Annotated in this window: 20 protein-coding genes; 15 read left to right on the forward strand and 5 right to left on the reverse strand. The window is 73.9% G+C overall.

Features of this window, described 5'->3' with window-relative positions:
- Positions 1–51 precede the first annotated feature (51 nt).
- From DSZ44_RS07300 to DSZ44_RS07340, 10 genes are all read left to right on the forward strand, one after another.
- A complete protein-coding gene (locus DSZ44_RS07300) occupies positions 52–396 on the forward strand; it encodes a DUF3039 domain-containing protein (protein ID WP_110852173.1) in 345 nt (114 codons plus the stop codon).
- 26 nt (positions 397–422) lie between these two features.
- Positions 423–2231 carry a DEAD/DEAH box helicase gene (locus DSZ44_RS07305; protein ID WP_110851971.1) on the forward strand — a complete coding sequence of 603 codons (1809 nt, stop codon included), beginning with the start codon at positions 423–425 and terminating at the stop codon, positions 2229–2231.
- Positions 2232–2364: 133 nt separating this feature from the next.
- Positions 2365–3699 (forward strand): nicotinate phosphoribosyltransferase, encoded by a 1335-nt coding sequence (locus DSZ44_RS07310; protein WP_110851972.1) that lies wholly within the window; start codon positions 2365–2367, stop codon positions 3697–3699.
- Between the two features lie 97 nt (positions 3700–3796).
- Positions 3797–3952 (forward strand): hypothetical protein, encoded by a 156-nt coding sequence (locus tag DSZ44_RS18230; protein WP_181424561.1) that lies wholly within the window; start codon positions 3797–3799, stop codon positions 3950–3952.
- A gap of 118 nt (positions 3953–4070) precedes the next feature.
- A complete protein-coding gene (gene clpS, locus DSZ44_RS07315; RefSeq protein ID WP_110851973.1) occupies positions 4071–4376 on the forward strand; it encodes an ATP-dependent Clp protease adapter ClpS in 306 nt (101 codons plus the stop codon).
- Position 4377: 1 nt separating this feature from the next.
- Entirely contained in the window at positions 4378–4992 is a 615-nt protein-coding gene (locus DSZ44_RS07320) for a DUF2017 family protein (protein WP_110851974.1), read from the forward strand.
- A gap of 17 nt (positions 4993–5009) precedes the next feature.
- On the forward strand, positions 5010–5834 hold the full coding sequence (murI, locus tag DSZ44_RS07325; protein ID WP_110851975.1) for a glutamate racemase: 825 nt from the start codon (positions 5010–5012) through the stop codon (positions 5832–5834).
- The gene (locus DSZ44_RS07330) at positions 5831–6625 is read left to right on the forward strand and encodes an MBL fold metallo-hydrolase (protein ID WP_110851976.1); all 795 of its coding nucleotides are present in this window, start codon (positions 5831–5833) and stop codon (positions 6623–6625) included. The genes murI and DSZ44_RS07330 overlap by 4 nt, the downstream gene beginning before the upstream one ends.
- Positions 6626–6848: 223 nt before the next feature.
- Entirely contained in the window at positions 6849–7817 is a 969-nt protein-coding gene (locus DSZ44_RS07335; protein WP_110851977.1) for an NAD-dependent epimerase/dehydratase family protein, read from the forward strand.
- Positions 7818–7957: 140 nt separating this feature from the next.
- A complete protein-coding gene (locus DSZ44_RS07340) occupies positions 7958–10630 on the forward strand; it encodes a phosphoenolpyruvate carboxylase (protein ID WP_258369301.1) in 2673 nt (890 codons plus the stop codon).
- A 77-nt stretch (positions 10631–10707) separates the two neighbouring features.
- Here DSZ44_RS07340 and DSZ44_RS07345 read toward each other — a convergent pair whose 3' ends face one another.
- Genes DSZ44_RS07345 through DSZ44_RS07360 form a run of 4 tightly spaced genes read right to left on the reverse strand, consistent with a single transcriptional unit; the run spans position 10708 to position 15768 of the window.
- Positions 10708–12267 carry an ATP-binding cassette domain-containing protein gene (locus DSZ44_RS07345; RefSeq protein ID WP_110851978.1) on the reverse strand — a complete coding sequence of 520 codons (1560 nt, stop codon included), beginning with the start codon at positions 12265–12267 and terminating at the stop codon, positions 10708–10710.
- Positions 12264–13112: an ABC transporter permease gene (locus tag DSZ44_RS07350; RefSeq protein WP_110851979.1), complete on the reverse strand. Its 849-nt coding sequence runs from the start codon at positions 13110–13112 to the stop codon at positions 12264–12266. Before DSZ44_RS07350 ends, DSZ44_RS07345 begins: the two co-directional genes overlap by 4 nt.
- Positions 13109–14098: an ABC transporter permease gene (locus DSZ44_RS07355; protein ID WP_110851980.1), complete on the reverse strand. Its 990-nt coding sequence runs from the start codon at positions 14096–14098 to the stop codon at positions 13109–13111. The genes DSZ44_RS07350 and DSZ44_RS07355 overlap by 4 nt, the downstream gene beginning before the upstream one ends.
- Before the next feature lie 11 nt (positions 14099–14109).
- Positions 14110–15768, reverse strand: a complete 1659-nt coding sequence (locus DSZ44_RS07360) for an ABC transporter substrate-binding protein (protein WP_110851981.1) — start codon at positions 15766–15768, stop codon at positions 14110–14112.
- An 81-nt stretch (positions 15769–15849) separates the two neighbouring features.
- Between DSZ44_RS07360 and DSZ44_RS07365 the strand changes: the two genes are divergently transcribed.
- A complete protein-coding gene (locus tag DSZ44_RS07365; RefSeq protein ID WP_110851982.1) occupies positions 15850–16461 on the forward strand; it encodes a TetR/AcrR family transcriptional regulator in 612 nt (203 codons plus the stop codon).
- A 10-nt stretch (positions 16462–16471) separates the two neighbouring features.
- On the opposite strand, the gene DSZ44_RS07370 is transcribed toward DSZ44_RS07365, so the two are convergent.
- Positions 16472–17896, reverse strand: a complete 1425-nt coding sequence (locus DSZ44_RS07370) for a lipase maturation factor family protein (protein ID WP_110851983.1) — start codon at positions 17894–17896, stop codon at positions 16472–16474.
- A gap of 124 nt (positions 17897–18020) precedes the next feature.
- Between DSZ44_RS07370 and DSZ44_RS07375 the strand changes: the two genes are divergently transcribed.
- From DSZ44_RS07375 to DSZ44_RS07390, 4 genes are all read left to right on the forward strand, one after another.
- Positions 18021–19043: a LacI family DNA-binding transcriptional regulator gene (locus DSZ44_RS07375; RefSeq protein ID WP_110851984.1), complete on the forward strand. Its 1023-nt coding sequence runs from the start codon at positions 18021–18023 to the stop codon at positions 19041–19043.
- A gap of 363 nt (positions 19044–19406) precedes the next feature.
- Positions 19407–20714 (forward strand): ABC transporter substrate-binding protein, encoded by a 1308-nt coding sequence (locus DSZ44_RS07380; protein ID WP_110851985.1) that lies wholly within the window; start codon positions 19407–19409, stop codon positions 20712–20714.
- 79 nt (positions 20715–20793) lie between these two features.
- Positions 20794–21801, forward strand: a complete 1008-nt coding sequence (locus DSZ44_RS07385; RefSeq protein WP_110851986.1) for a carbohydrate ABC transporter permease — start codon at positions 20794–20796, stop codon at positions 21799–21801.
- Entirely contained in the window at positions 21798–22688 is an 891-nt protein-coding gene (locus DSZ44_RS07390; RefSeq protein ID WP_110851987.1) for a carbohydrate ABC transporter permease, read from the forward strand. Before DSZ44_RS07385 ends, DSZ44_RS07390 begins: the two co-directional genes overlap by 4 nt.
- Positions 22689–22713: the final 25 nt, after the last annotated feature.

Consider the following 22713-nt stretch of genomic DNA (forward strand, 5'->3'; position numbering starts at 1 on the left):
GCACGCCGGGCCACCGGGACCCGGGACGGGGGACGACCTAGACTGGTGACCATGAGTTCCACCGAGCCCCCCAGCACCCCGAGCGAGCCGTCGACGTCGTCGGGAACGAGCGTCCTCGAGCGCGAGGAGCTGCGCGAGCACGAGGCCGGTGACAACGACCGCTACGCCCACTACGTGAAGAAGGACAAGATCATGTCCTCCGCGCTGTCGGGCCAGCCGGTCGTGGCGCTGTGCGGCAAGGTGTGGACCCCGGGCCGCGACCCGAAGAAGTACCCGGTGTGCCCCACGTGCAAGGAGATCTACGAGGGCATCCAGGGCGGGGGCTCCGGCTCCGGCTCCGGTGGCGGACGCTTCGGCGGCTTCGGCCGCGGCGGCCGCGGCGGAAGCGGAGAGTGAGCGCCGCTCCACAGCGCAGGCCGGCCGTGACGACCACGCAGGGCACCCCTGCGGCCGTCTCCACCGCTGCCGCCGAGCACCTGCCCCCCGCCTACCCCGCGCGGGCGGCGTGGGGCACGGCGTCGCGGCTGCGCGCCTGGCAGGCCGAGGCGCTGGAGACGTACCTCGCCGACGACCCGCGCGACTTCCTCGCCGTCGCCACCCCCGGCGCCGGCAAGACGACCTTCGCGCTGCGGGTGGCCACCGAGCTGCTCTCACGCGGGGAGGTCACGGCGGTCACCGTCGTCGCCCCGACCGAGCACCTCAAGGGGCAGTGGGCCGAGGCGGCCGCGCGCGTGGGCATCCAGCTCGACCCGGCGTTCCGCAACGCCCAGGAGCGGCACGGCGCGAGCTTCGACGGCGTCGCCCTCACCTACGCGCAGGTCGCCGCCAACCCCGACCTGCACCGCCGTCGCACGACGAACGAGCGCACCCTCGTCATCCTCGACGAGGTGCACCACGGCGGGGACGCGCTGAGCTGGGGCGACGGCATCCGGCTCGCCTTCGAGCCCGCCCGCCGGCGCCTGGCCCTCACCGGGACCCCGTTCCGCTCGGACACCGCCGCGATCCCCTTCGTCACCTACGAGCGCGACGCCGACGGTGTGCGCCGCTCCCGGGCGGACTACTCCTACGGCTACGCGGACGCGCTGCGCGACGGCGTCGTGCGGCCGGTCATCTTCCTGTCCTACTCCGGGCAGATGCGCTGGCGCACCCGAGCCGGCGACGAGGTGAGCGCCGCCCTCGGCGAGCCGCTGACCAAGGACCTCGTCGCCCAGGCCTGGCGCACCGCCCTGGACCCGAAGGGTGACTGGGTCCCCGCCGTCCTCGCCGCCGCCGACCGGCGCCTCACCGAGGTGCGCCGCGGCGTGCCCGACGCCGGCGGCCTCGTCATCGCCACCGACCAGACGAAGGCGCGCGCCTACGCGCGGGTCCTCACCGAGCTCACCGGTGAGAAGCCGACCGTCGTCCTGTCCGACGACGACGGCGCCTCCGCCCGCATCGACGAGTTCGCCGCCGGTGAGCAGCGGTGGATGATCGCCGTGCGGATGGTGTCCGAGGGCGTGGACGTGCCCCGCCTCGCCGTCGGCGTCTACGCGACCTCCGCGGCCACGCCGCTCTTCTTCGCCCAGGCGATCGGCCGCTTCGTGCGTGCCCGACGACGCGGGGAGACCGCCTCGGTGTTCCTCCCCAGCGTGCCGGTGCTCCTCGAGCTCGCCGCCCAGCTCGAGGTGGAGCGCGACCACGCCCTGGACCGCGTCCTCACCTCCGAGGAGAAGGGCGACTTCTTCAGCCCGGAGGACGCCCTCGTCGCGGCCGCCAACCGCGAGGAGAAGGCCAGCGACGAGCTGATGCTGCCCGGCTTCGAGGCCCTGGACGCCCAGGCCTCCTTCGACCGGGTGCTCTTCGACGGCGGTGAGTTCGGCGCCGGCGCGGAGGTCGGGTCCATCGAGGAGGAGGAGTACCTCGGCCTGCCCGGGCTCCTCGAGCCGGAGCAGGTGCACTCGCTGCTCCGTGCCCGCCAGGCGGAGCAGGTCAAGCAGCAGAAGCGGCAGGCGGCTGCCCGTGCCCAGCGGGACGAGAACTCCGGGGTCTCGGACCACAAGCGGCGCGCGGCCCTGCGCAAGGAGCTCTCCGGCCTCGTGTCCGCGTGGTCGCGCCGCAGCAACATGGCCCACGCCATCGTCCACAGCGAGCTGCGCAAGGCCTGCGGCGGCCCCGAGGTGCCCCTGGCGAGCACCGAGGAGCTCGAGGCGAGGATCGCGCTCCTCCGCAACTGGTTCGTCGGCCGCAAGTAGCCCCCCGGCTTCGCGATTGGTCGAGTGACCGACGGGTCCGGGCGCTGAACCGTCGCCAGGTCGACCAGTTGCGAAGGTGGGGGACGTGGACCGGGGTCTGCGCGGGTCCCGCGACGTCGCTAGGTTTGTCCGCATGCCACGCGCGACGACCGCCCTCCTCACCGACCGCTACGAGCTGACGATGCTCGAGGCCTCGCTCCAGTCCGGTGCCGCGCACCGGCGCAGCGTCTTCGAGGTCTTCTCCCGGCGCCTGTCCGGCGGGCGCCGCTACGGCGTCGTCGCCGGCACCGGCCGCGTGCTCGACGCGATCGCCGACTTCACCTTCTCGGGCACCGAGATCGACTGGCTGCGTGAACGGGAGATCGTCAGCGGCGAGACGCTCGACTACCTCGCCGGGTACCGCTTCGGCGGGGACGTCCTCGGCTACGGGGAGGGGGAGTGCTTCTTCCCCGGCTCACCGATCCTCACCATCCGCGGCACCTTCGCCGAGGCCCTCCTGCTCGAGACGGTCGTCCTGTCCGTCCTCAACCACGACTCCGCCGTCGCCGCGGCCGCCTCGCGCATGACGACGGCGGCGCACGGGCGCCCGTGCGCCGAGATGGGTGCCCGGCGCACGCACGAGGAGGCGGCCGTGGCCGCCGCGCGGGCCGCCGTCGTCGGCGGTTTCGCCGCGACGAGCGTGCTCGAGGCGGGCCGCTCCTACGGGATCCCCACGATGGGGACCGCCGCCCACTCCTTCACCCTCGTCCACGACGACGAGGAGGCCGCCTTCGACGCGCAGGTGCGGGCGATGGGCCCGGGCACCACCCTCCTCGTCGACACCTACGACGTCGAGCGCGGCGTCGAGCGGGCCGTCGCGGCTGCTCGCCGCCACGGCGGGGAGCTCGGCGCGGTGCGTCTCGACTCCGGTGACCTCGTCGCCCAGGCCTTCACCGTCCGCCGTCAGCTCGACGCGCTCGGCGCGACGACGACGAAGATCACCGTCACCTCCGACCTCGACGAGTACGCCATCGCCGCCCTCGGCGCCGCGCCGGTCGACGCCTACGGCGTGGGCACCAAGCTCGTCACCGGCTCCGGGCTGCCGACGGCGGAGCTCGTCTACAAGCTCGTCGAGCGGGAGGGCGCGGACGGGCAGATGGTCGACGTCGCCAAGGCCTCCGCCGCCAAGGCGACCGTCGGCGGCTTCAAGGTGGCCGGGCGCGTCTTCGAGAACGGGGTGGCCCAGGAGGAGCTCGTCGTGGGCTGCGACGACGAGGCCGCCGGCGCCAAGGTCCTCGAGGAGCACGGCGCCCGCCCGCTCCAGCTGCCGCTCGTGCGCCAGGGCGTCATCGCCGAGGAGCACCGCGGCCCGGACGCGGTGCGCGCGGCGGCCGAGCGGCACGTCGCCTCGCGGGCCGCGCTGCCCTACGAGGGCTGGCGGCTGAGCGAGGGCGAGCCGGCCATCCCCACCCGCCACGTCCTCGGGTGAGTTGTCCCACGCCCGTTCAAGATGCCGACGTGAACAAGGTCCGCAACGATAAGGGCCACTGCGGTGCCGGACAGGCACCGGAACGAAGGGAGCTCGTATGTCCTTGTGGCTGATCCTCATCATTGTCGGCGTGATCATGCTCATCATCGGCGTGGCCGTCGAGGCCGCCCAGATCCTCATCTGGATCGGTGTCGCCATCCTCGTGATCTCGCTCATCCTCTCGCTGGTGGGACGCGGCAAGAACAGGGTGTAGCGCCTGGCGCGGTGGCCCTCCACCCGCGCACCGAGGCCCGGCAGGAACCTTCCTGCCGGGCCTCGCCGTGTCCGGGGTCATGGGCGCACCCGTCCCCGCTCGTGCCTAGTCTGGGAGCATGACGGTCACGACACCACGCCCGGTCACCGTGCCGGAGGAGACGCAGCAGGAGGAGCGCCGGCCCGCTCGCCCCTGGCGCACCATCGTGTGGAACGACCCGGTCAACCTCATGAGCTACGTGACCTACGTGTTCCGCACGTACTTCGGCTACTCCCAGGAGCGTGCCCACGAGCTCATGCTCCAGGTCCACCACGACGGCCGTGCCGTCGTCGCCGAAGGTGCCCGCGAGACGATGGAGGTCCACGTGACAGCGATGCACTCCTACGGCCTGTGGGCCACCCTCGCCCCCGAGGGAGAGGGCTGAGGTGCGCGCCTTCACCGCCGTCCCCGGCGGGTACGCCTGCGAGCTCGAGCAGGCCGAGCTGCGGATCATCGCGCGCGTGACCGCCGACACCTGCGAGCTCCTCGGCCTGCCCCTCGACGAGGCCGCCGTGGACGACGACGACGGCTCGCCCGCGCCGTCGACCGACGAGGAGGTCCTCGCCTCCCTCGACTGGGACCCCGCCGCCGGTCAGACGCCACGCGACCCGGCCCTTGCCCGGCTGCTGCCGCCGGCGAGCACCGACGACGACGAGCTCGCCGCCGAGATGCGCCGACTCACCGAGGGCTCGCTGCGGGAGACGAAGACCGAGCAGCTGCGGGTGGTCCACGACGCCCTCGCGGCGAGCACCGGCCTCGTCGTCGTGCGGGCGGGGCAGGAGCGGGCGTGGCTCGCCGCGCTGACCGACCTGCGCCTCGTCCTCGCCGCCCGGCTGGGCATCGAGACCGACGACGACGCCGAACGGGTCTACGAGCGGGCCGGCGCCGAGGAGCCGCAGACGGCGGCGGACGAGCTCGACGCCGCACTCACCAGTCTCTACGCCGCGCTCACGTGGTGGCAGGAGTCACTCCTGGAGGCCATGTCGGGCGGGACGTCGTGACACTACGCTCGGGCAGCGTGAACGACGCACCGATCGGTGTCTTCGACTCAGGTGTCGGAGGCCTCACGGTCGCGCGTGCGATCCTCGACCAGCTGCCCCACGAGTCGATGCTCTACATCGGAGACACCGCGCACACGCCCTACGGCCCCAAGCCGATCGCCGACGTCCGCGCCCTCGCGCTCGACGTCATGGACCGGCTCGTCGCCTCCGGGGTCAAGGCCCTCGTCATCGCGTGCAACTCGGCCTCCTCCGCCGTCCTGCGCGACGCGCGGGAGCGCTACTCGGTGGGCGGGGGGGTGCCCGTCGTCGAGGTCATCCAGCCCGCCGTGCGCCGCGCCGTCGCCGCCACCCGCAGCGGGAGGGTCGGGGTCATCGGGACCCGCGCGACCATCGAGTCCGGGGCCTACCGTGACGCCTTCGCCGCCGCGCCACACCTCGACCTCACGATGAACGCCGCCCCGCGCTTCGTCGAGTTCGTCGAGCGGGGCGTCACCTCGGGCCCGGAGGTCCTCGAGGCCGCCCGGGAGTACCTCGAGCCGGTGCGGGCAGCCGGCGTGGACACCCTGGTCCTCGGCTGCACCCACTACCCGCTGCTCACCGGCGTCATCTCCTACGTCATGGGCGAGGAGGTCACGCTCGTCTCGAGCGCCGAGGAGACGGCGAAGGACACCTACCGGATGCTCGTCGCCCACGACCTCGAGCGGGACCCGGCCGCCCCGCCGCCGGAGCACCGCTTCCTCGCGACGGGTGACGCCGCGAGCTTCTCCCGGCTGGCCCGCCGGTTCCTCGGGCCCGAGGTCGACCGCGTCGACAGCGACGCCGAGCTGGAGGTCACCGCATGAGGCTGACTGTCGTGGGCTGCTCCGGGTCGATGTCCGGCCCCGACTCCGCCGCCTCCTGCTACCTCGTCCAGGCCGACGCGCCGGACGAGGACGGCACCACGCGGACCTGGAGCATCGTCCTCGACCTCGGCTCGGGCGCCTTCGGCGCGCTGCTGCGCCACCTCGACCCTGCCCGGCTCGACGCCGTCGTCCTCAGCCACCTCCACGCCGACCACGTCGTCGACATGACCGGCCTGGAGGTGTACCGCCGCTACCACCCGGCGGGCGCTCTCGGGCCGGTGCGGGTGCTCGGCCCGGCCGGCACGCCCGAGCGGATCGGCGCACTGACGATGGAGGAGGACCTCAGCGCCCTGGACGCCTCCTTCACCTTCGCCGCGCACACGCCCGGCCGGGCGGTGACCGTGGGGCCGCTGCGGATCGAGTCCGCCCCCGTGGACCACCCCGTACCGGCGTACGGGGTGCGGGTGACCGGGCCGTCGGAGGACGGGGAGCGCGAGGTCGTGCTCGCCTACTCCGGGGACACCGACGAGTGCGCGGGGGTGGTCGACGTCGCCCGCGACGCCGACCTGTTCCTCTGTGAGGCGGCCTTCCAGGAGGGCCGCGACTCCGTGCGCGGGATCCACCTCACCGGCCGGCGGGCCGGTGAGGCGGCGACGCGTGCCGCCGTCCGGCAGCTCGTCCTCACCCACCTCCAGCCGTGGACCGACGCCGAGGTCGTCCGCGCCGAGGCCGCCGCGACCTACGGCGGTCCCATCGAGCTCGCGCGCCCCGACGCCGTCTGGCAGCTCTAGCCCGACCCCCATCCCGCCTCCCCCCTCCCGCCGACAGCGCACTTGCCGCCGACAGCGCACTTGTCGCCCCTCCGTCACCCGCGCTGACCTCCCCGGTTCTCCCCACCCCAGACCGTGCGGACCGGGGAGGTGGGACGGGAACCGGGGAGGTCGGCGCGTGCGCCCTGGGCGGAACTCGGGCCGGGGCCTTCCGCTGCGGGCCCGGAGCCGCTTGGCTACGGTGATGCGACGCGTCCTCGTCCTCGGCGGCACGGCCTGGCTCGGCCGTGAGGTGGCCGGCGCCGCCGTGGCGGACGGCGCCGAGGTGGTCTGCCTCGCGCGCGGGACGTCGGGCGACGTGCCCGACGGCGCGCGTCTGGTTCGCGCGGACCGCACTCGGCCCGGCGCGTACGGCGACCTCGACGGCGAGTGGGACGCCGTCGTCGAGCTCGCCTACCAGCCCGAGCTGGTGGGGCCGGCCCTCGACGCGCTCGCCGACCGGGCGGCCCACTGGACCCTCGTGTCGAGCATCTCGGTCTACGCCGGCCACGGCGAGCCGGGCGCGGACGAGTCGTCCCCGCTCGTCGACCCCACCGACCCCGCCGACTACGCGCACGCCAAGGTCAGCGCCGAGCGCGCCAGCGCCGAGCGCCTGGACGGACGGCTGCACGTCGTGCGGCCCGGACTCGTCGCCGGGCCGGGGGACCCGAGCGACCGCTTCGGGTACTGGCCGGCACGGCTCCGGCGGGGCGGCCGGGTCCTCACCCCGGAGGCCACGGGCCAGTTCGTCCAGGTGGTCGACGTCGCGGACCTGGCGGCCTGGATCGTCCGGGCGGGTCTGACGGGGTGGGCCGGGACCGTCGACGCCGTCGGGTCCAGCCTCCCGCTCGGCGACGTGCTCGGCGTGGTCGGCCGCGCGACCGGCTTCGCCGGCGAGCTCGTGCCGGCGGAGGAGGGGTGGCTGCTGGCCCACGACGTCCGGTACTGGGCCGGCCCGCGCTCGCCGCCGCTGTGGCTCCCCGCGAGCCACTCCGGGCACTCGCGACGGAGCAACGCGGCGTACCTCGCCGCCGGGGGCACGGTCCGCCCGCTGGGCGAGACCGTCGACCGGGTCCTGCGCGACGAGGTGGCGCGCGGCCTGGAGCGGGAACGCCGCTCGGGGCTGGGCGTGGCGCAGGAGGCGGAGCTCCTCGAGCTCCTGACCGGTCGGTAAGTGCGCTCTCGGCGGTAGGTGCGCTGTCGGCGGGAGGGGACGGAGGGGCCCGGCACCTACCACGACGCCCGGACTCCCGCACCCGTGCACCTGGTGGACGCGACGCACGACCCCGAGCCGGGTGTCGTTAACCTGAGCCCATGATGCAGACCTCCTCACCGGACGAAGCACGGAGCAACGCCCGCCTCGACATGCCCGACGACCTGCGCGCCGACGTCCGCACCCTCGGTGCGCTCCTCGGGCGGGTCCTGCGCGAGGACGGCGGGGACGAGCTCTTCGCCGACGTCGAGCGCCTGCGCGAGCTGGCGATCGGCGCCGTCGAGGACACCGACGGCGACGGTCGCCTGGCCGAGGCGCAGGCTCTCATCGACTCCTTCAGCGTCGAGCGCGCCGACCAGGTCGCCCGGGCCTTCACCTGCTACTTCCACCTCGTCAACCTCGCCGAGGAGTACCACCGGGTCCGCGCCCTGCGCGCCCGGGAGGACGCCACCCCGCGTGCCGACGCTCTCGCCGGCGCCTACGAGCAGCTGGCCGCCGAGACCTCCGAGGAGGAGGCCGCTCGCCGCCTGCGCGACATCGAGTTCCACCCCGTCCTCACCGCACACCCGACCGAGGCCCGCCGCCGCGCCGTCTCCGGTTCGATCCGCCGCATCTCCGAGCTCGTCGCCGAGGCGGACGACCCGCGCCTGGGCGCCAACGGCCGGCTGCGCATCGAGCGCCGCCTCCTCGCCGAGATCGACACGATGTGGCGTACCGCACACCTGCGCGAGACGAAGCCCTCGCCCGTCGACGAGGTCTTCACGGCGATGTCCGTCTTCGAGGCCACCCTCTTCGAGGTGCTGCCGCAGGTCTACCGCCAGACCGACGACTGGCTGCTCGGCGAGGAGCGCGGCCTCGCCGCCCCGCGCGCGACGCCCTTCGTGCGCCTGGGCAGCTGGATCGGCGCGGACCGCGACGGCAACCCCAACGTCACCGCGAAGGTCACCCGACAGGCCGCGGCGATCGCCGCCGAGCACGTCCTCACCGCCCTCGAGCGGGAGACCACGCGCGTCGGTCTGGCGATGACTCTCGACGAGAAGACCACCCCGCCCTCGGCCGACCTCGTCGCGCTGTGGGGCACCCAGCGCCAGCTCTCCGAGGAGGTCACCGCGCAGGTGGCCGCGCGCTCCCCGCGCGAGCCGCACCGCCAGGTGATGCTCGTGGCGGCGGCCCGGCTCGCCGCCACGCGTGAGCGCGATGCCGACCTCGCCTACGCCGGCGCCGAGGAGCTGCTCTCCGACCTGCGCGTGGTCCAGGACTCCCTGCGTCAGGCAGGTGCGCTGCGCAAGGCCCACGGTGACCTGCAGAACCTCATCTGGCAGGTCGAGTCCTTCGGCTTCCACCTCACCGAGCTCGAGGTCCGCCAGCACTCCAAGGTGCACGCCCAGACCCTCGCGTGGATCGCCGACCCCGAGTCCATGCCCGACCCGAGCGTCGCCCCGGAGGAGGTCCTCGAGACCTTCCGCTCGATCGCCGCGATCCAGCGCCGTCACGGCGTCGACGCCTGCCGCCGCTACACGGTGTCCTTCACCCGCAGCAGCGAGGACCTCATCGCCGTCTACCGCCTGGCCGAGCACGCGCTGGGCTCCGCCGAGGCGGCGCCGGTCCTCGACGTCGTCCCCCTGTTCGAGACCTTCGACGACCTCCAGAACGCCCCGCGCATCCTCGAGGAGATGCTCGAGGTGCCGCAGGTGCAGGAGCGTCTGGAGAAGACCGGCCGGCGCATGGAGGTCATGCTCGGCTACTCCGACTCCGCCAAGGACGTCGGCCCGGTCTCCGCGACCCTGGCGATCTACACCGCCCAGGAGGAGATCGCCGCCTGGGCGCAGCGCCACGACATCCGCCTCACGCTCTTCCACGGCAAGGGCGGCGCCCTGGGCCGCGGTGGCGGCCCCGCCAACCGCGCCATCCTCGCCCAGCCGCCGCACTCGGTGGACGGCCGCTTCAAGCTCACCGAGCAGGGTGAGGTCATCACCGCCCGCTACGGGGACCGTGCGATCGCCGCCCGGCACATCGACCAGGTGGCCGCCGCCACGCTCCTCGCCTCCGCGCCGTCGACGGAGAAGCGCAACGCGGAGGCCGCCGAGCGCTTCGCCGACCTCGCCGGCACCATGGACGGGCGCTCGCGCGAGCGGTTCTTCGAGCTCATCCACGCCGAGGGCTTCGCGCCGTGGTTCGCGCAGGTCACCCCGCAGGAGGAGGTCGGCCTGCTGCCGCTCGGCTCGCGCCCGGCCCGCCGCGGCCTGTCGGTGGAGTCCCTCGAGGACCTGCGCGCCATCCCGTGGGTCTTCGCCTGGACCCAGGCGCGCATCAACCTCACCGGCTGGTTCGGCCTGGGCACCGCGCTCGCCGCGGTGGGCGACATCGAGCAGCTGCGCACCGCCTACCGCGAGTGGCCGCTGTTCAACACGCTCATCGACAACGTCGAGATGTCGCTGGCCAAGACCGACCGGCGCATCGCCCGCCAGTACCTCGAGCTGGGCGACCGGGAGGACCTCGCCGAGCTCGTGCTCGAGGAGCTCGACCTCACCACCGAGTGGGTCCTGCGCATCACCGGGCACGACTACCCGCTCGAGGGGCGCCGGGTGCTGGGCCGCGCGGTGCAGCTGCGCAACCCCTACGTCGACGCGCTTTCGCTCATCCAGCTGCGCGCCCTGCGCGCGCTGCGCACGCAGAACGGTGAGGCCCGCAGCGAGGAGGAGCAGGCCGAGATCAAGCGCCTCCTCCTCCTGTCGGTCAACGGCATCGCCGCCGGCCTCCAGAACACCGGCTGACCCACTCCGACACGATCGCGCCGAGAGCTGAGTTGTTCCGCGGAACAACTCAGCTCTCGGCGCTCTTTCTTGGGGTGTCAGGCGTCGGGGACGGCGGCGGCGGCTGCCAGGAGGGCCCGGGTGAGGTCGGCCCGGGGCTCGGCCCACACCCGGTCCACCGGGCCTTCCTCCACCACGCGTCCGTCCTGCATGACGACGACGGCGTGGCACACCTGCCGCACGACGGCGAGATCGTGCGACACGAGCAGCAGGGCGGTGCCGGTCCGTTCCTGGAGCTCCACGAGGAGCTCGAGGATCGCCGCCTGGACGGTGACGTCGAGCGCGGAGACGGGCTCGTCGAGGACGAGCACGTCCGGGTCGGCCGCCAGGGCGCGCGCGATCGCCAGGCGCTGGCGCTGGCCGCCGGACAGTGCCCGCGGCCGCCGTCCCAGCGTGGCGGGGGGCAGCCGCACCAGCTCCAGCAGCTCCGCGGGCGTGCGGTCGCTGCCCGACGCCCTGATCGCCGCACGCAGCACCCGGCCGGCGCTCCAGCGCGGGTCGAAGGAGCCCAGCGGGTCCTGCGGGACGAGCCGCACGAGGTGGCGCCGGGGCCGGCGCCGGCGCTCGGGCAGCTCGCTCCACGGCTCCCCGGCCAGCTCCACCCGCCCGGCGTCCGGCTGCTCGGCGGCCACAAGCATCCGCGCGAGCGTCGACTTCCCGCTCCCGGACTCCCCGACCACCCCCACGGCCTCGCCGCGCCGCACGACGAGGGAGACGTCGTCGAGAGCGTCGACGCCGCCGCCGCCCGGGAGCCGGTAGCGGCGGTGCAGCCCCGTCGCCCGCAGCACCTCCGGCCCCGGCTCGCCCACCGGCGGCCGCGACCCGCGCGGGACGGCGGCCAGCAGCGCCCGCGTGACGTCGTGGGCGGGACGGGTGAGGACGACGTCGGCCGGTCCGGACTCGACCACGCGCCCGCCGTCGAGCGCGACGACGTCGTCGGCCAGCCGAGCGACGGCACCGAGATCGTGGCTCACGAGGAGGATCGCGGTCCCGGCGTCACGCAGCCGGCCGAGCATCTCGAGGACGCCGCGGGCGACGGTCGCGTCGAGCGCGGTGGTGGGCTCGTCGGCGACGAGGAGCGCGGGACCGGAGACGATCGCCGAGGCGATGAGCGCACGCTGCCGCATGCCGCCGGACAGCTCGTCCGAGCGCTGGGCCGCGCGCGTGGCCGGCTCGTCCAGGCCGGCCGCGGCCAGCGCGGCCAGCACCCGCTCGTGCCGCTCGGCACGCCCCACCCCGCGCACCGCGAGGGACTCGCCCACCTCGGCGCCCACGGTGCGGAGCGGGTCGAGGGACTGGAGGGCGTCCTGGAGGACGAGACCGACCTGCTCCCCGCGCAGCGCACGCCACTGCCGCTCGTCGGCGCCGAGCACGTCCTGCCCGGCCACGGTGAGCCGCTCGGCGCGCACCCGCGCGGGGGCGCCGCCCTCACCGGCCAGGCCCACGAGGCTGCGCGCCAGCACCGACTTCCCGGCGCCGGACTCCCCGACCACCGCGAGGCAGCGCCCCGCCTCCAGGCGCAGGTCCACCCCGCCCAGCACCTCACCCACCCCGGGGAAGGCGACGGTGAGCCCGGCGACGTCGAGCACGGCGCTCATGAGGGCGCCACCGCACTCAGCCGCCGCCCGAGCATCGTCAGGGCCGCCGCGGTCACCGTGATCGCCAGCCCGGGCGCCACGGTGAGCCACCACGAGGTCGTGATGTGGAGGCGGCCGGCGTTGAGCATCGCGCCCCACTCGGGGGAGGGCGGCAGGGCGCCGAGGCCGAGGTAGCTGAGCGCGGACACCCAGACGATCGCCTGGCCGACGCCGAGCGTCGCGACCGCCACGAGCGGCCACACCGTGTTGGGCAGGACGTGGCGGACGAAGGTGGTGGGTGCCCAGACGCCCTCGAGCCGCGCCGCGCCGACGTAGGCGCTCTGCGCCACCGCCTGGGCCCGCGCGCGCAGGATCCGGGCGTAGCCGGGCGCCGTCGCGAGCCCCACCGAGATGACCGAGGGCCCCACACCGGCGCCCAGCACTGCGACGAGCAGGAGCGCGAGCACGAGGCTGGGCAGGGCGAAGAGCACCTCGATGACCCGGCTGAGCAGGGCGTCGAGCCATCGCGGCCCGAGCGCGGCGCCGAAGCCGAGCACCACCCCGAGGGAGAGCCCGATCGCCGTCGCGAGCGCGCCCACCCCGAGGGACTGGCCGGCGCCGTGGACGACGCGCGTGTACACGTCGCGCCCGGACGCGTCGGTCCCGAGCAGCGCCCCGGCACCCGGAGGCTGGTAGGCCTCCGCGGGGGCGACGGCGGTCGGGTCGCCGGGGGCGAGCAGCTGCGGCCACAGCGCGGCCAGCAGCACGAGGGCGACGACGGCGGCACTCACCACCCCGCCCGGGCCCAGCACCTGCCACGCCCGGCGGGTCCACGTCCGCTCCGCACGCGTCGTGGTGGCCGTCACGAGACCACCTGCCCCTGCGGCGCGCTGCCCACGGCCTCGACCCGCCCGCGCAGCCGCGGGTCGACGACCCGCTCGAGGACGTCGGCCACCGACATGACGACGACGTAGCCGAGGGCGATGACGAGCACGACGCCGATGACGACAGGCACGTCCCGGGAGTGGGTCGCGTCGATGAGGAGCCGGCCGAGGCCGGGCCGGCCGAACAGCGTCTCGACGACGACGGCGCCGGACAGCAGCGAGCCGAAGGCCCAGCCGGACAGCGCGATCGCCGGCAGTGCCGCGTGCCGCAGCGAGTGGCGCCACAGCACCCGGCCCTCCGACGCGCCCCGGGCGCGCGACGTCGTCGCGAAGGGCGCCGCGTGCGCCTCCTCCAGCCCGTCGCGCATCACCTGGCCGAGGAAGCCGGCCACCGGCACCGCGAGGGTGACGGCGGGCAGGAGGAGGGAGCGCAGCGAGCTGTCGCTGCTCGTGGCGGGCAGCCAGCCCAGGCCGCCGGCGAAGACGGCGATGAGGACGGCTCCCAGCCAGAAGTGCGGCATCACCGAGGCGACGACCTCCGCCCCGCGCAGCAGCCCGACCGCGCGGCGCGCCACCCGTCCGCGGGCGAGGACCGCCGCCGTCGCCACCGCGAGCGCGATGACCCAGGCGAGCAGCAGGCCCAGCGCCGCGAGCACGAGCGTGCCGGTGAGCTGGTCGCCGACGAGCTCGGAGACCGGCCGCCGTCGGGCGTAGGAGTCCCCGAGCTGGAAGGTGACCGTGCGCCCGAGCTGGAGGAGGTACTGGACGACGAGCGGCTCGTCCAGGGAGTACTCCTCACGGACCCCGGCCACCGCCTCCGGGCTCGCCTGGGAGCCGGGCCCGCCGAGGATCGCCTCGGAGGGGTCCCCGCCCGCCGAGCGCAGCGCGAAGAAGACGACGGTGGCGACCACCCAGGCCACGAGCGCCGCCGCGGCGAGGCGCCCGAGCAGCCAGCGCAGCACGGTCATCTCCGGCGGCCTCAGGAGGTGAGCCGGGCGTTGACGAACGTCGGCGTGGACACCGTGCCCAGCGTCGTCACGCCCTCCACCCCGCGGGTGAGGAAGTGGTTCTGCTGGTCGTACAGCGGCAGGATGTAGTAGCCCTCGAGCACGCGGCGCTGGGCCTCCTCGTACAGCTCGGCGCGCCGGCCCGGGTCGGTGAGCCGGGCGGCCTCGTCGAGGAGGGCGTCGATCTCCGGGTCGGTGACCTGGGAGAGGTTGGCGAAGTAGCCGCTGGGCGCGGGGACCGTGCCGTCGGAGTGGTAGAGCGTGCGCAGCACGTCCGGGCCCACCTTCGTGTACGGGGCGCTGACGGCCTCGTAGGTGTTCTCCCCGCCGTCCTCGGGGGCGGCGAGCGCGCCGTACCACGCGGACAGGTCGAGCGGGGTGAGGACGACCTCGAAGCCCACCCGCCCGGTGTTGGCCTGGACCTGCTCGAAGAGTGCCTGCTCGGCGGCGACGGACTGGTTGGTGCTCACGGGGAAGCGGACGGTGAGCCGCTCCCCGTCGCGCACCCGGTAGCCCTCGGCGTCGACCTCGTCCCAGCCGGCGTCCTCGAGGAGCCGCTCGGCCTCCTCGAGGTCGGTGACGAAGAGCGAGGGGTCGCTGTAGCCCATCGGCTCCACGCTCGACAGCGGGGAGTGGGAGCGGGTGGCCACGCCCTGGTAGAGCGCCTCGATGCCGGGGTCGACGTCCGCGGAGTACACGAAGGCCTGGCGCACGCGGGCGTCGTCGAAGGGCGGCTGGGAGGAGTTGAGCTCGATGCGGTTGACCGAGCCGGGGCGCGGCGCGTCGATGTGGGTGATCTCCTCGCCCGCCTCGGCGGAGACGACGGCCTGCGGCTCGGGGTTGTCGATGACGTGGACCTCCCCGGACTGCAGGGCCGCACCGCGGGTCGCGGGGTCGGGGAGGAAACGCCACTCGATGCGCTCGAGGTGGGCGGGACCGTCGTGGTCGGCCTCCGGGCCGTGGGTGGCGTAGTCCTCGTTGCGCTCGAGGACGACGTGCTGCTGGGGGACCCACTCGGCGACGACGAAGGGCCCGGTGCCGATCGGCGCGGCGCAGTTCTCGTCCTGGCCGCGGGCGATGCCGGCGGGGGACTGCATCGCCGTCCACTGCATCGACAGCGACTCGAGGAGCGCCGAGTCCGGCTCGGAGAGGTGGAAGCGCACGTGGGTGGTGTCCACCGGCTCGACCTCCTCGATCTTCCGCACGCCGAGGTAGCCGGTGGATGAGGCGGTGTCCGGGTCCTGCAGGTGCTCGATGTTCACCTTGACGGCCTCGGCGTCCAGCGGCGTGCCGTCGGTGAAGGTGATGCCGTCGGCGAGGGTGAGGTCCCAGGTGAGGCCGTCCTCGCTCACCTCCCAGTCGGTCGCGAGCCACGGCTGGATCTCCCCGGCGGCGTCGCGGCCGACGAGCGGCTCGAGGTACTGCGTGCTGATGAGCGCCTGGGGGTAGTTGCCGCCCACGTGCGGGTCCAGGCAGGTGGGCTCGGCGTCGCCGGTGGCATAGACGAGCGTGCCGCCCTCGACGGGCTCGCCGCCGCCCGTCGCGGCGTCGTCGCCCCCGCCTCCTGCGCACGCGGCGAGGAGCAGGGAGGCCGCGACGGCGGCGGCGGCGAGGGACGTGGCCTTGGCCATGGGTGCACCGTTCACTCGGGGTTTCTGGTCCGCGTCCAAGAATAGACCTGCGGCGACGACGGCGGACCGTAGGATCTCGGTATGCACGAGGGACGCCGGGCGGGCCGGCCGCGGTCCGCAAGCCGCGAGATGCTCGAGGAAGCGGCCGTCGAGCTCTTCCTCGAGCAGGGGTACGCCGACACCTCCGTGGCGGACATCACCCGCCGCGCGGGCGTGAGCCGCGCCACCTTCTTCAACTACATCCCCGCCAAGAGCGACCTGCTGTGGACCTCCGTGGACGACGCTCTCGCGGCGCTCGCCGCGGACCTCGCCCCTGCCGACGACCGCGTGCCGGGCAGGGACGTCGGCGCCCCTGCCGGCGAGGGAGCCGTGGGGGAGGCGTGCGCGGCGCTCGTGCGCACCGCCGAGGCCCTCGAGCCGGGCACCGTCGTCCTCGCCTTCGGCAACGCCGAGCCCATGGGGGTGGCCGAGGAGCTCGAGGAGTCCGCGGCACGCCGCCAGCGGCGGGCCGCCGCCCTGCTCGGTGGCTTCCTCCGCCGCCGCGGGGTGACCGAGCTGGAGGCGGAGGTCCTCGGCGCGGCGCTGGCCGGCGCCTTCCTCGCGGCACTGCGCTCCTGGTCGCGCGCACCCGTGCCGCGCCCGCCGCTCACCGAGGTGCTCCACCGCGCGCTCACGGCGCTCGGCGCGGCCTGACGCCCACCCGCTACAGGCACCGCGGCGCCGTGAGCGCCCCGACCTCGCGGCGCACCCACCACACCCGCTCGCGCCGCAGCTCCTCCCACGTCGAGTACCGGTAGCGGAAGACGCGCGCCCGCACCCACGCCGGCCGCTCGCCGTCGAAGGGGTCGTGGGCGAGCAGCCGCAGGGTGGGCGGGTCCGCCTCCAGGAGCCGGTCGAGGAAGGGCAGGAACCACGAGAGCTGGGCGGAGGAGCCGAGCCCGAGGAACCACATGCCCCAGTCCAGGCGCAGGTGGTACGGCGCGTACTGGCGGGGCAGGCGGCCAGGTGGTCCCGGCTTGCCGCGGAAGACGTACTCCTGCCAGTCGTCCTCACCCGGGTCCGCGGCCCGCGTGCCCTCGACGACGATCTCCTCCCGCCGCCGCGTGATCGACCCGAAGGCCCCGTAGGCGCCCATGAGGTGGAAGGCGTTGAACGAGGCGTTCATCCGCTGCCGCCGCGAGAACAGGTTGCGGGCCGGCCACCAGCTGAGCACGAGCAGCACCGCCCCCACCGCGAGGACGACGACGGCGAACCACAGCGGGGTGGGGCCGTGCGCCTGCGCCGGGACGAGGACCGGGACCAGGCCGGCGACGACGTCGTCGCCCACCGCCGAGAAGGCGAGCACGATCGTCACCCAGTTGAGCCAGGCGAAGTTGCCCGACAGCACGAGCCACAGCTGCGTGACGACGACGGCGACGGCCGCCCACGTCGCGACCGGCTGCGGGGCGAGCAGGAGGACCGGCACGACGAGCTGGGTGACGTGGTTGGCGGCCACCTCGACCTTGTGCAGCGGGCCGGGCAGGTGGTGGAAGAACCAGCTGAGCGGGCCGGGCATCGGCTGGGTCTCGTGGTGGTAGTGCAGCGCGGTGAGGTCGCGCCAGGCCGGGTCGCCGCGCAGCTTGATGAGGCCGGCGCCGAGCTCGACGCGGAGGAGCAGCCAGCGGAAGGCGATGAGCGTGATCCACGGCGTGCCCACCCGGTCCGAGCCGAGGAAGGCGGCGAGGAAGCCGGCCTCGAGGAGCAGGGACTCCCAGCCGAAGCCGTAGAAGACCTGACCGACGTTGACCACCGACAGGTACAGCCCGTAGAGCACGAGGAACGCGAGCATCGGCACCCACGGCGGGCCCTGCTGCGGCAGCCCGAGGACGACGGCGAGCGCGAGCGCCAGCCCCGTCCAGGAGACCGCCCGCAGGAGCCGGTCGGAGGGGTAGCGCCAGTGGAACAGGCTGGGGGCGGCGCTCGCGGGGACGCGGGCGGTGAACCTCGGGACCGGCAGCAGGCCGCGCTCGCCGAGCAGGACGGGGAACTGCCGCAGCACGGCGACGAACGCGACGACGTACAGCACCGCGACACCGCGCTGCAGCACGACGCGCGCGAGCCCGTAGTCCTCCGCGACGAACCAGTCCACCGCTGCCCTCCCGCGCCCATGGAACACCTCACCGGGGGAGCCTGCACGCCTGGGTGGTGCTCCCGCTCCGTGGAAGCGGTGTGCATACTGTCCACCACGACCACCTGCCGGAGGGAGGAGCCTCATGGTCACGCCCCTGAGGGACACGGCCCCGACCCTCGACACGGTCGCCGAGCGTGCCGGTGTCTCCCGGGCCACCGCCAGCCGCGTGCTCAGCGGGGACCCCCGGGTCAGCGACCGCGCGCGGGAGGCGGTCCGCGCGGCCGCCGCCGAGCTCTCCTACGTCCCGCGCCAGGCCGCTCGCTCGCTGGCGACCAGCCGCAGCGACGCGCTCGCCTTCGTCGTCGCCGAGTCCGGTGAGAAGTTCTTCGCCGACCCGTTCTTCGCCGGGGTGCTGCGCGGGGCCCAGGTCGCCGCGGCCGAGCGCCGGCGCCAGCTGCTCTTCGTCGTCGTGAGCAGCGACGACGACCGCGCGCGGCTGGAGGAGTACGCGGCCGGTGGCCACGTCGACGGCGCGATGTTCCTCTCCGTCCACGGCGACGACCCGCTGCCCGGGCGCGTCAACCGCCTCGGGGTGCCCGTCGTGCTCGCGGGCCGCCCGCCGAGCCGCCGTGCCTCCTTCCCCTTCGTCAGCCCGGACAACTTCACCGGGGGGCGGCTCGCGGCGCAGGCGCTGCTCGCGCGCGGGTGCCGCAGGCCGGCGACCATCACCGGACCGCGTGACATGACCGCCACCAGCGACCGGTTCGGGGGCTTCCAGGCGGAGCTCACGGAGCAGGGCGTGGAGCTGCCGGACGCGCGCGTCGTCGAGGGCGACTTCACCATCGGCGGCGGCTACCGGACGATGCGGCAGCTGCTCGGCTCGGGGGAGGAGCTCGACGGGCTCTTCGCGGCGAACGACCTCACCGCCGTGGGCGCCCTGCGGGCGCTGCGCGAGCGGGGCCTGCGCGTGCCGGAGGACGTCGCCGTCGTCGGCTTCGACGACGTCCCGATCGCCGTCGACGCCGACCCGCCGCTCACGACCGTCCGCCAGCCACTCGAGGCGATGGGGCGGCAGATGGCCCGCATGCTCATCGACCTGGCCGACGGTGGCCAGGCCACGTCGGTGACCCTCGACGTCGCCCTCGTCCCCCGCGACTCCGCCTAGCCCCCCGGCGGGCCCCCGGCTGACCCGACCCGGCCACTCGCCGGCAGGCCCGGCTCCCTTGCGTCGTCCCTTCCGCTCCTCCGGGGACGACGGAGAGGGCGCCGCACGATCGGGAAGGGCGACGCACGTCGCGACGCCGGCCGCGCGCTGCCACCTCGGCGCCGTGACCTTGTCGTGACCTGGGTGGCGCTTGACACCACGTCGCTCCACCGGCACAGTACGTGGAACGTCATGGAACCGCTTCCACGGCGCCCATCCGTTCCCGAGCCGCCCAGGAAGAACTGGGGGCACGGACGGGGTGGACCAGGAAGGCCTGGTCCGCCCGCCGACACCAGCCGGCCGCTTCGGCCGGGAGGAGGAGCAATGCACACCAGGAAGTCTGTGGCCGTGATCGCGGCCATGACGGCGGGCGCACTGACGCTGTCCGCCTGCGGGGACAGCGCCAGCAGCGACTCGGCCGCGGCCGACGCCAGCAGCGACGGGAAGACCACCCTCACCGTCTCCCTCTTCGGCACCTTCGGCTTCGAGGAGTCGGGTCTCTTCGAGCAGTACATGGAGGAGAACCCCGACATCGTCATCGAGTACGACTCCACCCAGGGCGAGGACAAGTACTGGCCCGCCCTGCAGACCAAGCTCAACTCCGGCAGCGGCACCGCGGACATCCAGGGCATCGAGGTCGCCCGGATCTCCGAGGTCACCGCCAACCAGGCGGACCTGTGGACCGACCTGAGCGAGACCGTCGCCGGCGACCGGGTCGAGGACTACGTCCAGTGGAAGGCCGACGCCGCCACGACCGCCGACGGCCGCGTCCTGGGCCTGGGCACCGACATCGGCCCGATGGCCCTGTGCTACCGCTCCGACCTCTTCGAGGCGGCCGGCGTGCCGACGGAGCCCGAGGAGCTCGCCGCGCAGCTCGGCTCCTGGGAGGACTTCCTCGCCCTCGGTGAGGAGTTCACGGCCGGCGCCCCTGACGGCACCGCCTTCCACGACTCGGCCGGCGGCCTGTACAACGCGATCATCTCCACCGAGTCGGAGATCTACCACGACGAGAGCGGCGAGCTCGTCGTCGACAGCAACCCCGCCGTCCGCGCGGCCTTCGACATGGCGGCGCAGGCCGGCCAGGACGGGCTGACCGCCAAGCTCGAGCAGTTCGTCGACCCGAGCTGGGACGCCGGCTTCGGCAGCGGCACCTTCGCCTCGATCGCCTGCCCCTCGTGGATGATCGGCTACATCAAGGGCAAGGCCGGCGACGCCGGCAGCGGCCAGTGGAACATCACCACGCTCCCCGGCGGGCAGGGCGGCAACTGGGGCGGTGCCTACCTCGGCATCCCGGCCGCCAGCGAGAACAAGGAGGAGGCTGCCGAGCTCCTCGCGTGGCTGACCGACGCCGAGCAGCAGGCCGCCGTCTTCGAGAACGTCGGCAACTTCCCCTCCAACACCGGCGCCATCGAGCTCGTGGGCGACACGACCGACGAGTACTTCAACGGGGCCCCCACCGGTGAGGTGTTCACGACGTCCGCCGAGAACGCGCCGACGCAGATCCTCGGCCCGCACGACGGCGTGGCCAAGAACGCCCTCGTCCAGGCGCTGCTGTCGGTCGAGGTCAACGGTGTCGACCCGGCCGAGGCCTGGGAGAACGGCGTCTCCCAGATCCTCAACCAGGTCGGCTGACGGTCCCCGGTGGGGCGGGCGTACGCCGCCCGCCCCACCGGTCCGCCTCCTTCCCGTCCCGTCCCGCCGAGAGGCCCCCATGACTTCCACCGTCCCCGTGCGGCCGGCAGCGAGCGCGCCGGTCCCCGAGCCCCCGACGCGTCCCGCGCCGAAGCCGCCCCGCCGCACCCTGCGGTCGCGGATCTTCCGGTGGGAGGCCGTGACGGCGCCCTACGTCTACGTCGCGCCGTTCTTCCTGCTCTTCGCCGCCTTCGGGCTGTTCCCCCTCATCTACACGGTGTGGGTCAGCCTCTACGACTTCCGCCTCAACTCCGAGATGACATGGGTGGGGCTGGACAACTTCGTCTGGCTCTTCGAGAACCCGAAGTTCTACAACGCGCTGCTCAAGACCTTCACCATCGGGGTCCTGTCGACGGTGCCGCAGCTGATCCTCGCCCTGGGCCTGGCGCACCTGCTCAACTACAGGATGCGGGCCCGGAACTTCTTCCGGATCTCGATGATCATGCCGTACGCGACCTCCGTCGCCGCGTCGACCCTGGTCTTCGCGCAGATCTTCGGGCGCGACGGCGGCTTCGCGAACTGGATGCTGTCCCTCATCGGCATGGACGCCATCGACTGGCGCAACGGCAACCTCAGCGCGCAGATCGCGATCGCCGTCATCGTCACGTGGCGGTGGACGGGGTACAACGCCCTCATCTACCTCGCCGGCATGCAGTCGATCCCCTTCGACCTGTACGAGGCAGCCTCCCTCGACGGCGCGAGCCGGTGGCAGCAGTTCCGCCACATCACGCTGCCCGGCCTGCGCCCCACGATCGTGTTCACCGTCGTCGTCTCGACGATCGGTGCCACCCAGCTCTTCGGTGAACCCCTGCTCTTCGGCGGCGGCACACCCAACGGTGGCGCCGTCAACCAGTACCAGACCCTGGGTCTGTTCATGTACCAGCAGGGCTGGCAGTTCGGCAGCCTCGGCCGGGCGGCGGCGGTCGCGTGGGTGACCTTCCTCCTCATCGTCGTCCTCGTCCTGCTCAACACCGCGCTCGTGCGCCTGCGCACCCGCCAGCGCCTCACCGACGGGGGAGACCGATGACGACGATCACCCGCCCACCCGCCATCCCGGGCACGCCGCTGGCCGCGCCGCGCCGTTCTCGCAAGCGCGACAACCACGGGGCCGGCTGGCTGACCTACGTCATCCTCGGCGTCACCGCCTTCCTCTTCGTCGCGCCCTTCTACTACATGATCGTCGCGGCGAGCCGGCCGATGTCGGAGATGGTCCAGTCACCGCCTCCGCTCACGCCGGGCCCGAACCTGTGGGCGAACATCCAGACTGCGCTCGACCAGCAGAACATCGGCCTGGCCATCACGAACTCGGTCATCGTCTCCGGCACGGTCACCGTCGCCACGCTGCTCTTCTGCACGCTGGCCGGGTTCGCCTTCGCCAAGCTCCACTTCAAGGGCAAGAAGCAGCTGTTCGCCATGACTCTGGGGACGATGATGATCCCGCCGACGCTCGGCGTCGTGCCCCTCTACATGGTCATGTCCGAGCTCGACCTCGCCGGCCGGTTGTCCTCGGTCATCCTGCCGACGCTGGTCACGGCCTTCGGCGTCTTCTTCATGCGCCAGTACCTCATGCAGTCCCTGCCGGACGAGCTCATCGAGGCCGCCCGGGTGGACGGCGCGACGTCGCTGCGCACGTTCTGGAGCATCGTCCTGCCGATCGCGCGCCCCGGGATGGCCGTGCTCGGCATGCTCACCTTCATGACGGCCTGGAACGACTTCTTCTGGCCGGTCATCACCCTGAACTCCACCAACCCGACCGTCCAGGTCGCGCTCAACAACCTCGGCAGCGGGTACGTCCCGGACACGGCGATCATCATGGCGGGCACGCTCATCGGCACCCTGCCCGTCGTCGTCGTCTTCCTGCTGCTCGGCCGCCAGATCGTCAGCGGCATCATGGCCGGCGCCGTCAAGGGCTGACGCCACCTCTCACCCACGTAGAAGG

The organism is Georgenia satyanarayanai (assembly GCF_900116375.1).
Classification (GTDB): Bacteria; Actinomycetota; Actinomycetes; order Actinomycetales; family Actinomycetaceae; genus Oceanitalea; species Oceanitalea nanhaiensis.

Coding starts and splice junctions, on each gene's coding strand:
- DSZ44_RS07375 (WP_110851984.1), top strand. CDS start 18,021: ATGGTCACGCCCCTGAGGGACACGGCCCCGACCCTCGACACGGTCGCC.
- DSZ44_RS18230 (WP_181424561.1), top strand. CDS start 3,797: ATGTCCTTGTGGCTGATCCTCATCATTGTCGGCGTGATCATGCTCATC.
- DSZ44_RS07345 (WP_110851978.1), bottom strand. CDS start 12,267: ATGAGCGCCGTGCTCGACGTCGCCGGGCTCACCGTCGCCTTCCCCGGG.
- DSZ44_RS07335 (WP_110851977.1), top strand. CDS start 6,849: ATGCGACGCGTCCTCGTCCTCGGCGGCACGGCCTGGCTCGGCCGTGAG.
- DSZ44_RS07365 (WP_110851982.1), top strand. CDS start 15,850: ATGCACGAGGGACGCCGGGCGGGCCGGCCGCGGTCCGCAAGCCGCGAG.
- DSZ44_RS07360 (WP_110851981.1), bottom strand. CDS start 15,768: ATGGCCAAGGCCACGTCCCTCGCCGCCGCCGCCGTCGCGGCCTCCCTG.
- DSZ44_RS07385 (WP_110851986.1), top strand. CDS start 20,794: ATGACTTCCACCGTCCCCGTGCGGCCGGCAGCGAGCGCGCCGGTCCCC.
- DSZ44_RS07355 (WP_110851980.1), bottom strand. CDS start 14,098: ATGACCGTGCTGCGCTGGCTGCTCGGGCGCCTCGCCGCGGCGGCGCTC.
- DSZ44_RS07330 (WP_110851976.1), top strand. CDS start 5,831: ATGAGGCTGACTGTCGTGGGCTGCTCCGGGTCGATGTCCGGCCCCGAC.
- DSZ44_RS07390 (WP_110851987.1), top strand. CDS start 21,798: ATGACGACGATCACCCGCCCACCCGCCATCCCGGGCACGCCGCTGGCC.
- DSZ44_RS07340 (WP_258369301.1), top strand. CDS start 7,958: ATGATGCAGACCTCCTCACCGGACGAAGCACGGAGCAACGCCCGCCTC.
- DSZ44_RS07380 (WP_110851985.1), top strand. CDS start 19,407: ATGCACACCAGGAAGTCTGTGGCCGTGATCGCGGCCATGACGGCGGGC.
- clpS (WP_110851973.1), top strand. CDS start 4,071: ATGACGGTCACGACACCACGCCCGGTCACCGTGCCGGAGGAGACGCAG.
- DSZ44_RS07300 (WP_110852173.1), top strand. CDS start 52: ATGAGTTCCACCGAGCCCCCCAGCACCCCGAGCGAGCCGTCGACGTCG.
- DSZ44_RS07310 (WP_110851972.1), top strand. CDS start 2,365: ATGCCACGCGCGACGACCGCCCTCCTCACCGACCGCTACGAGCTGACG.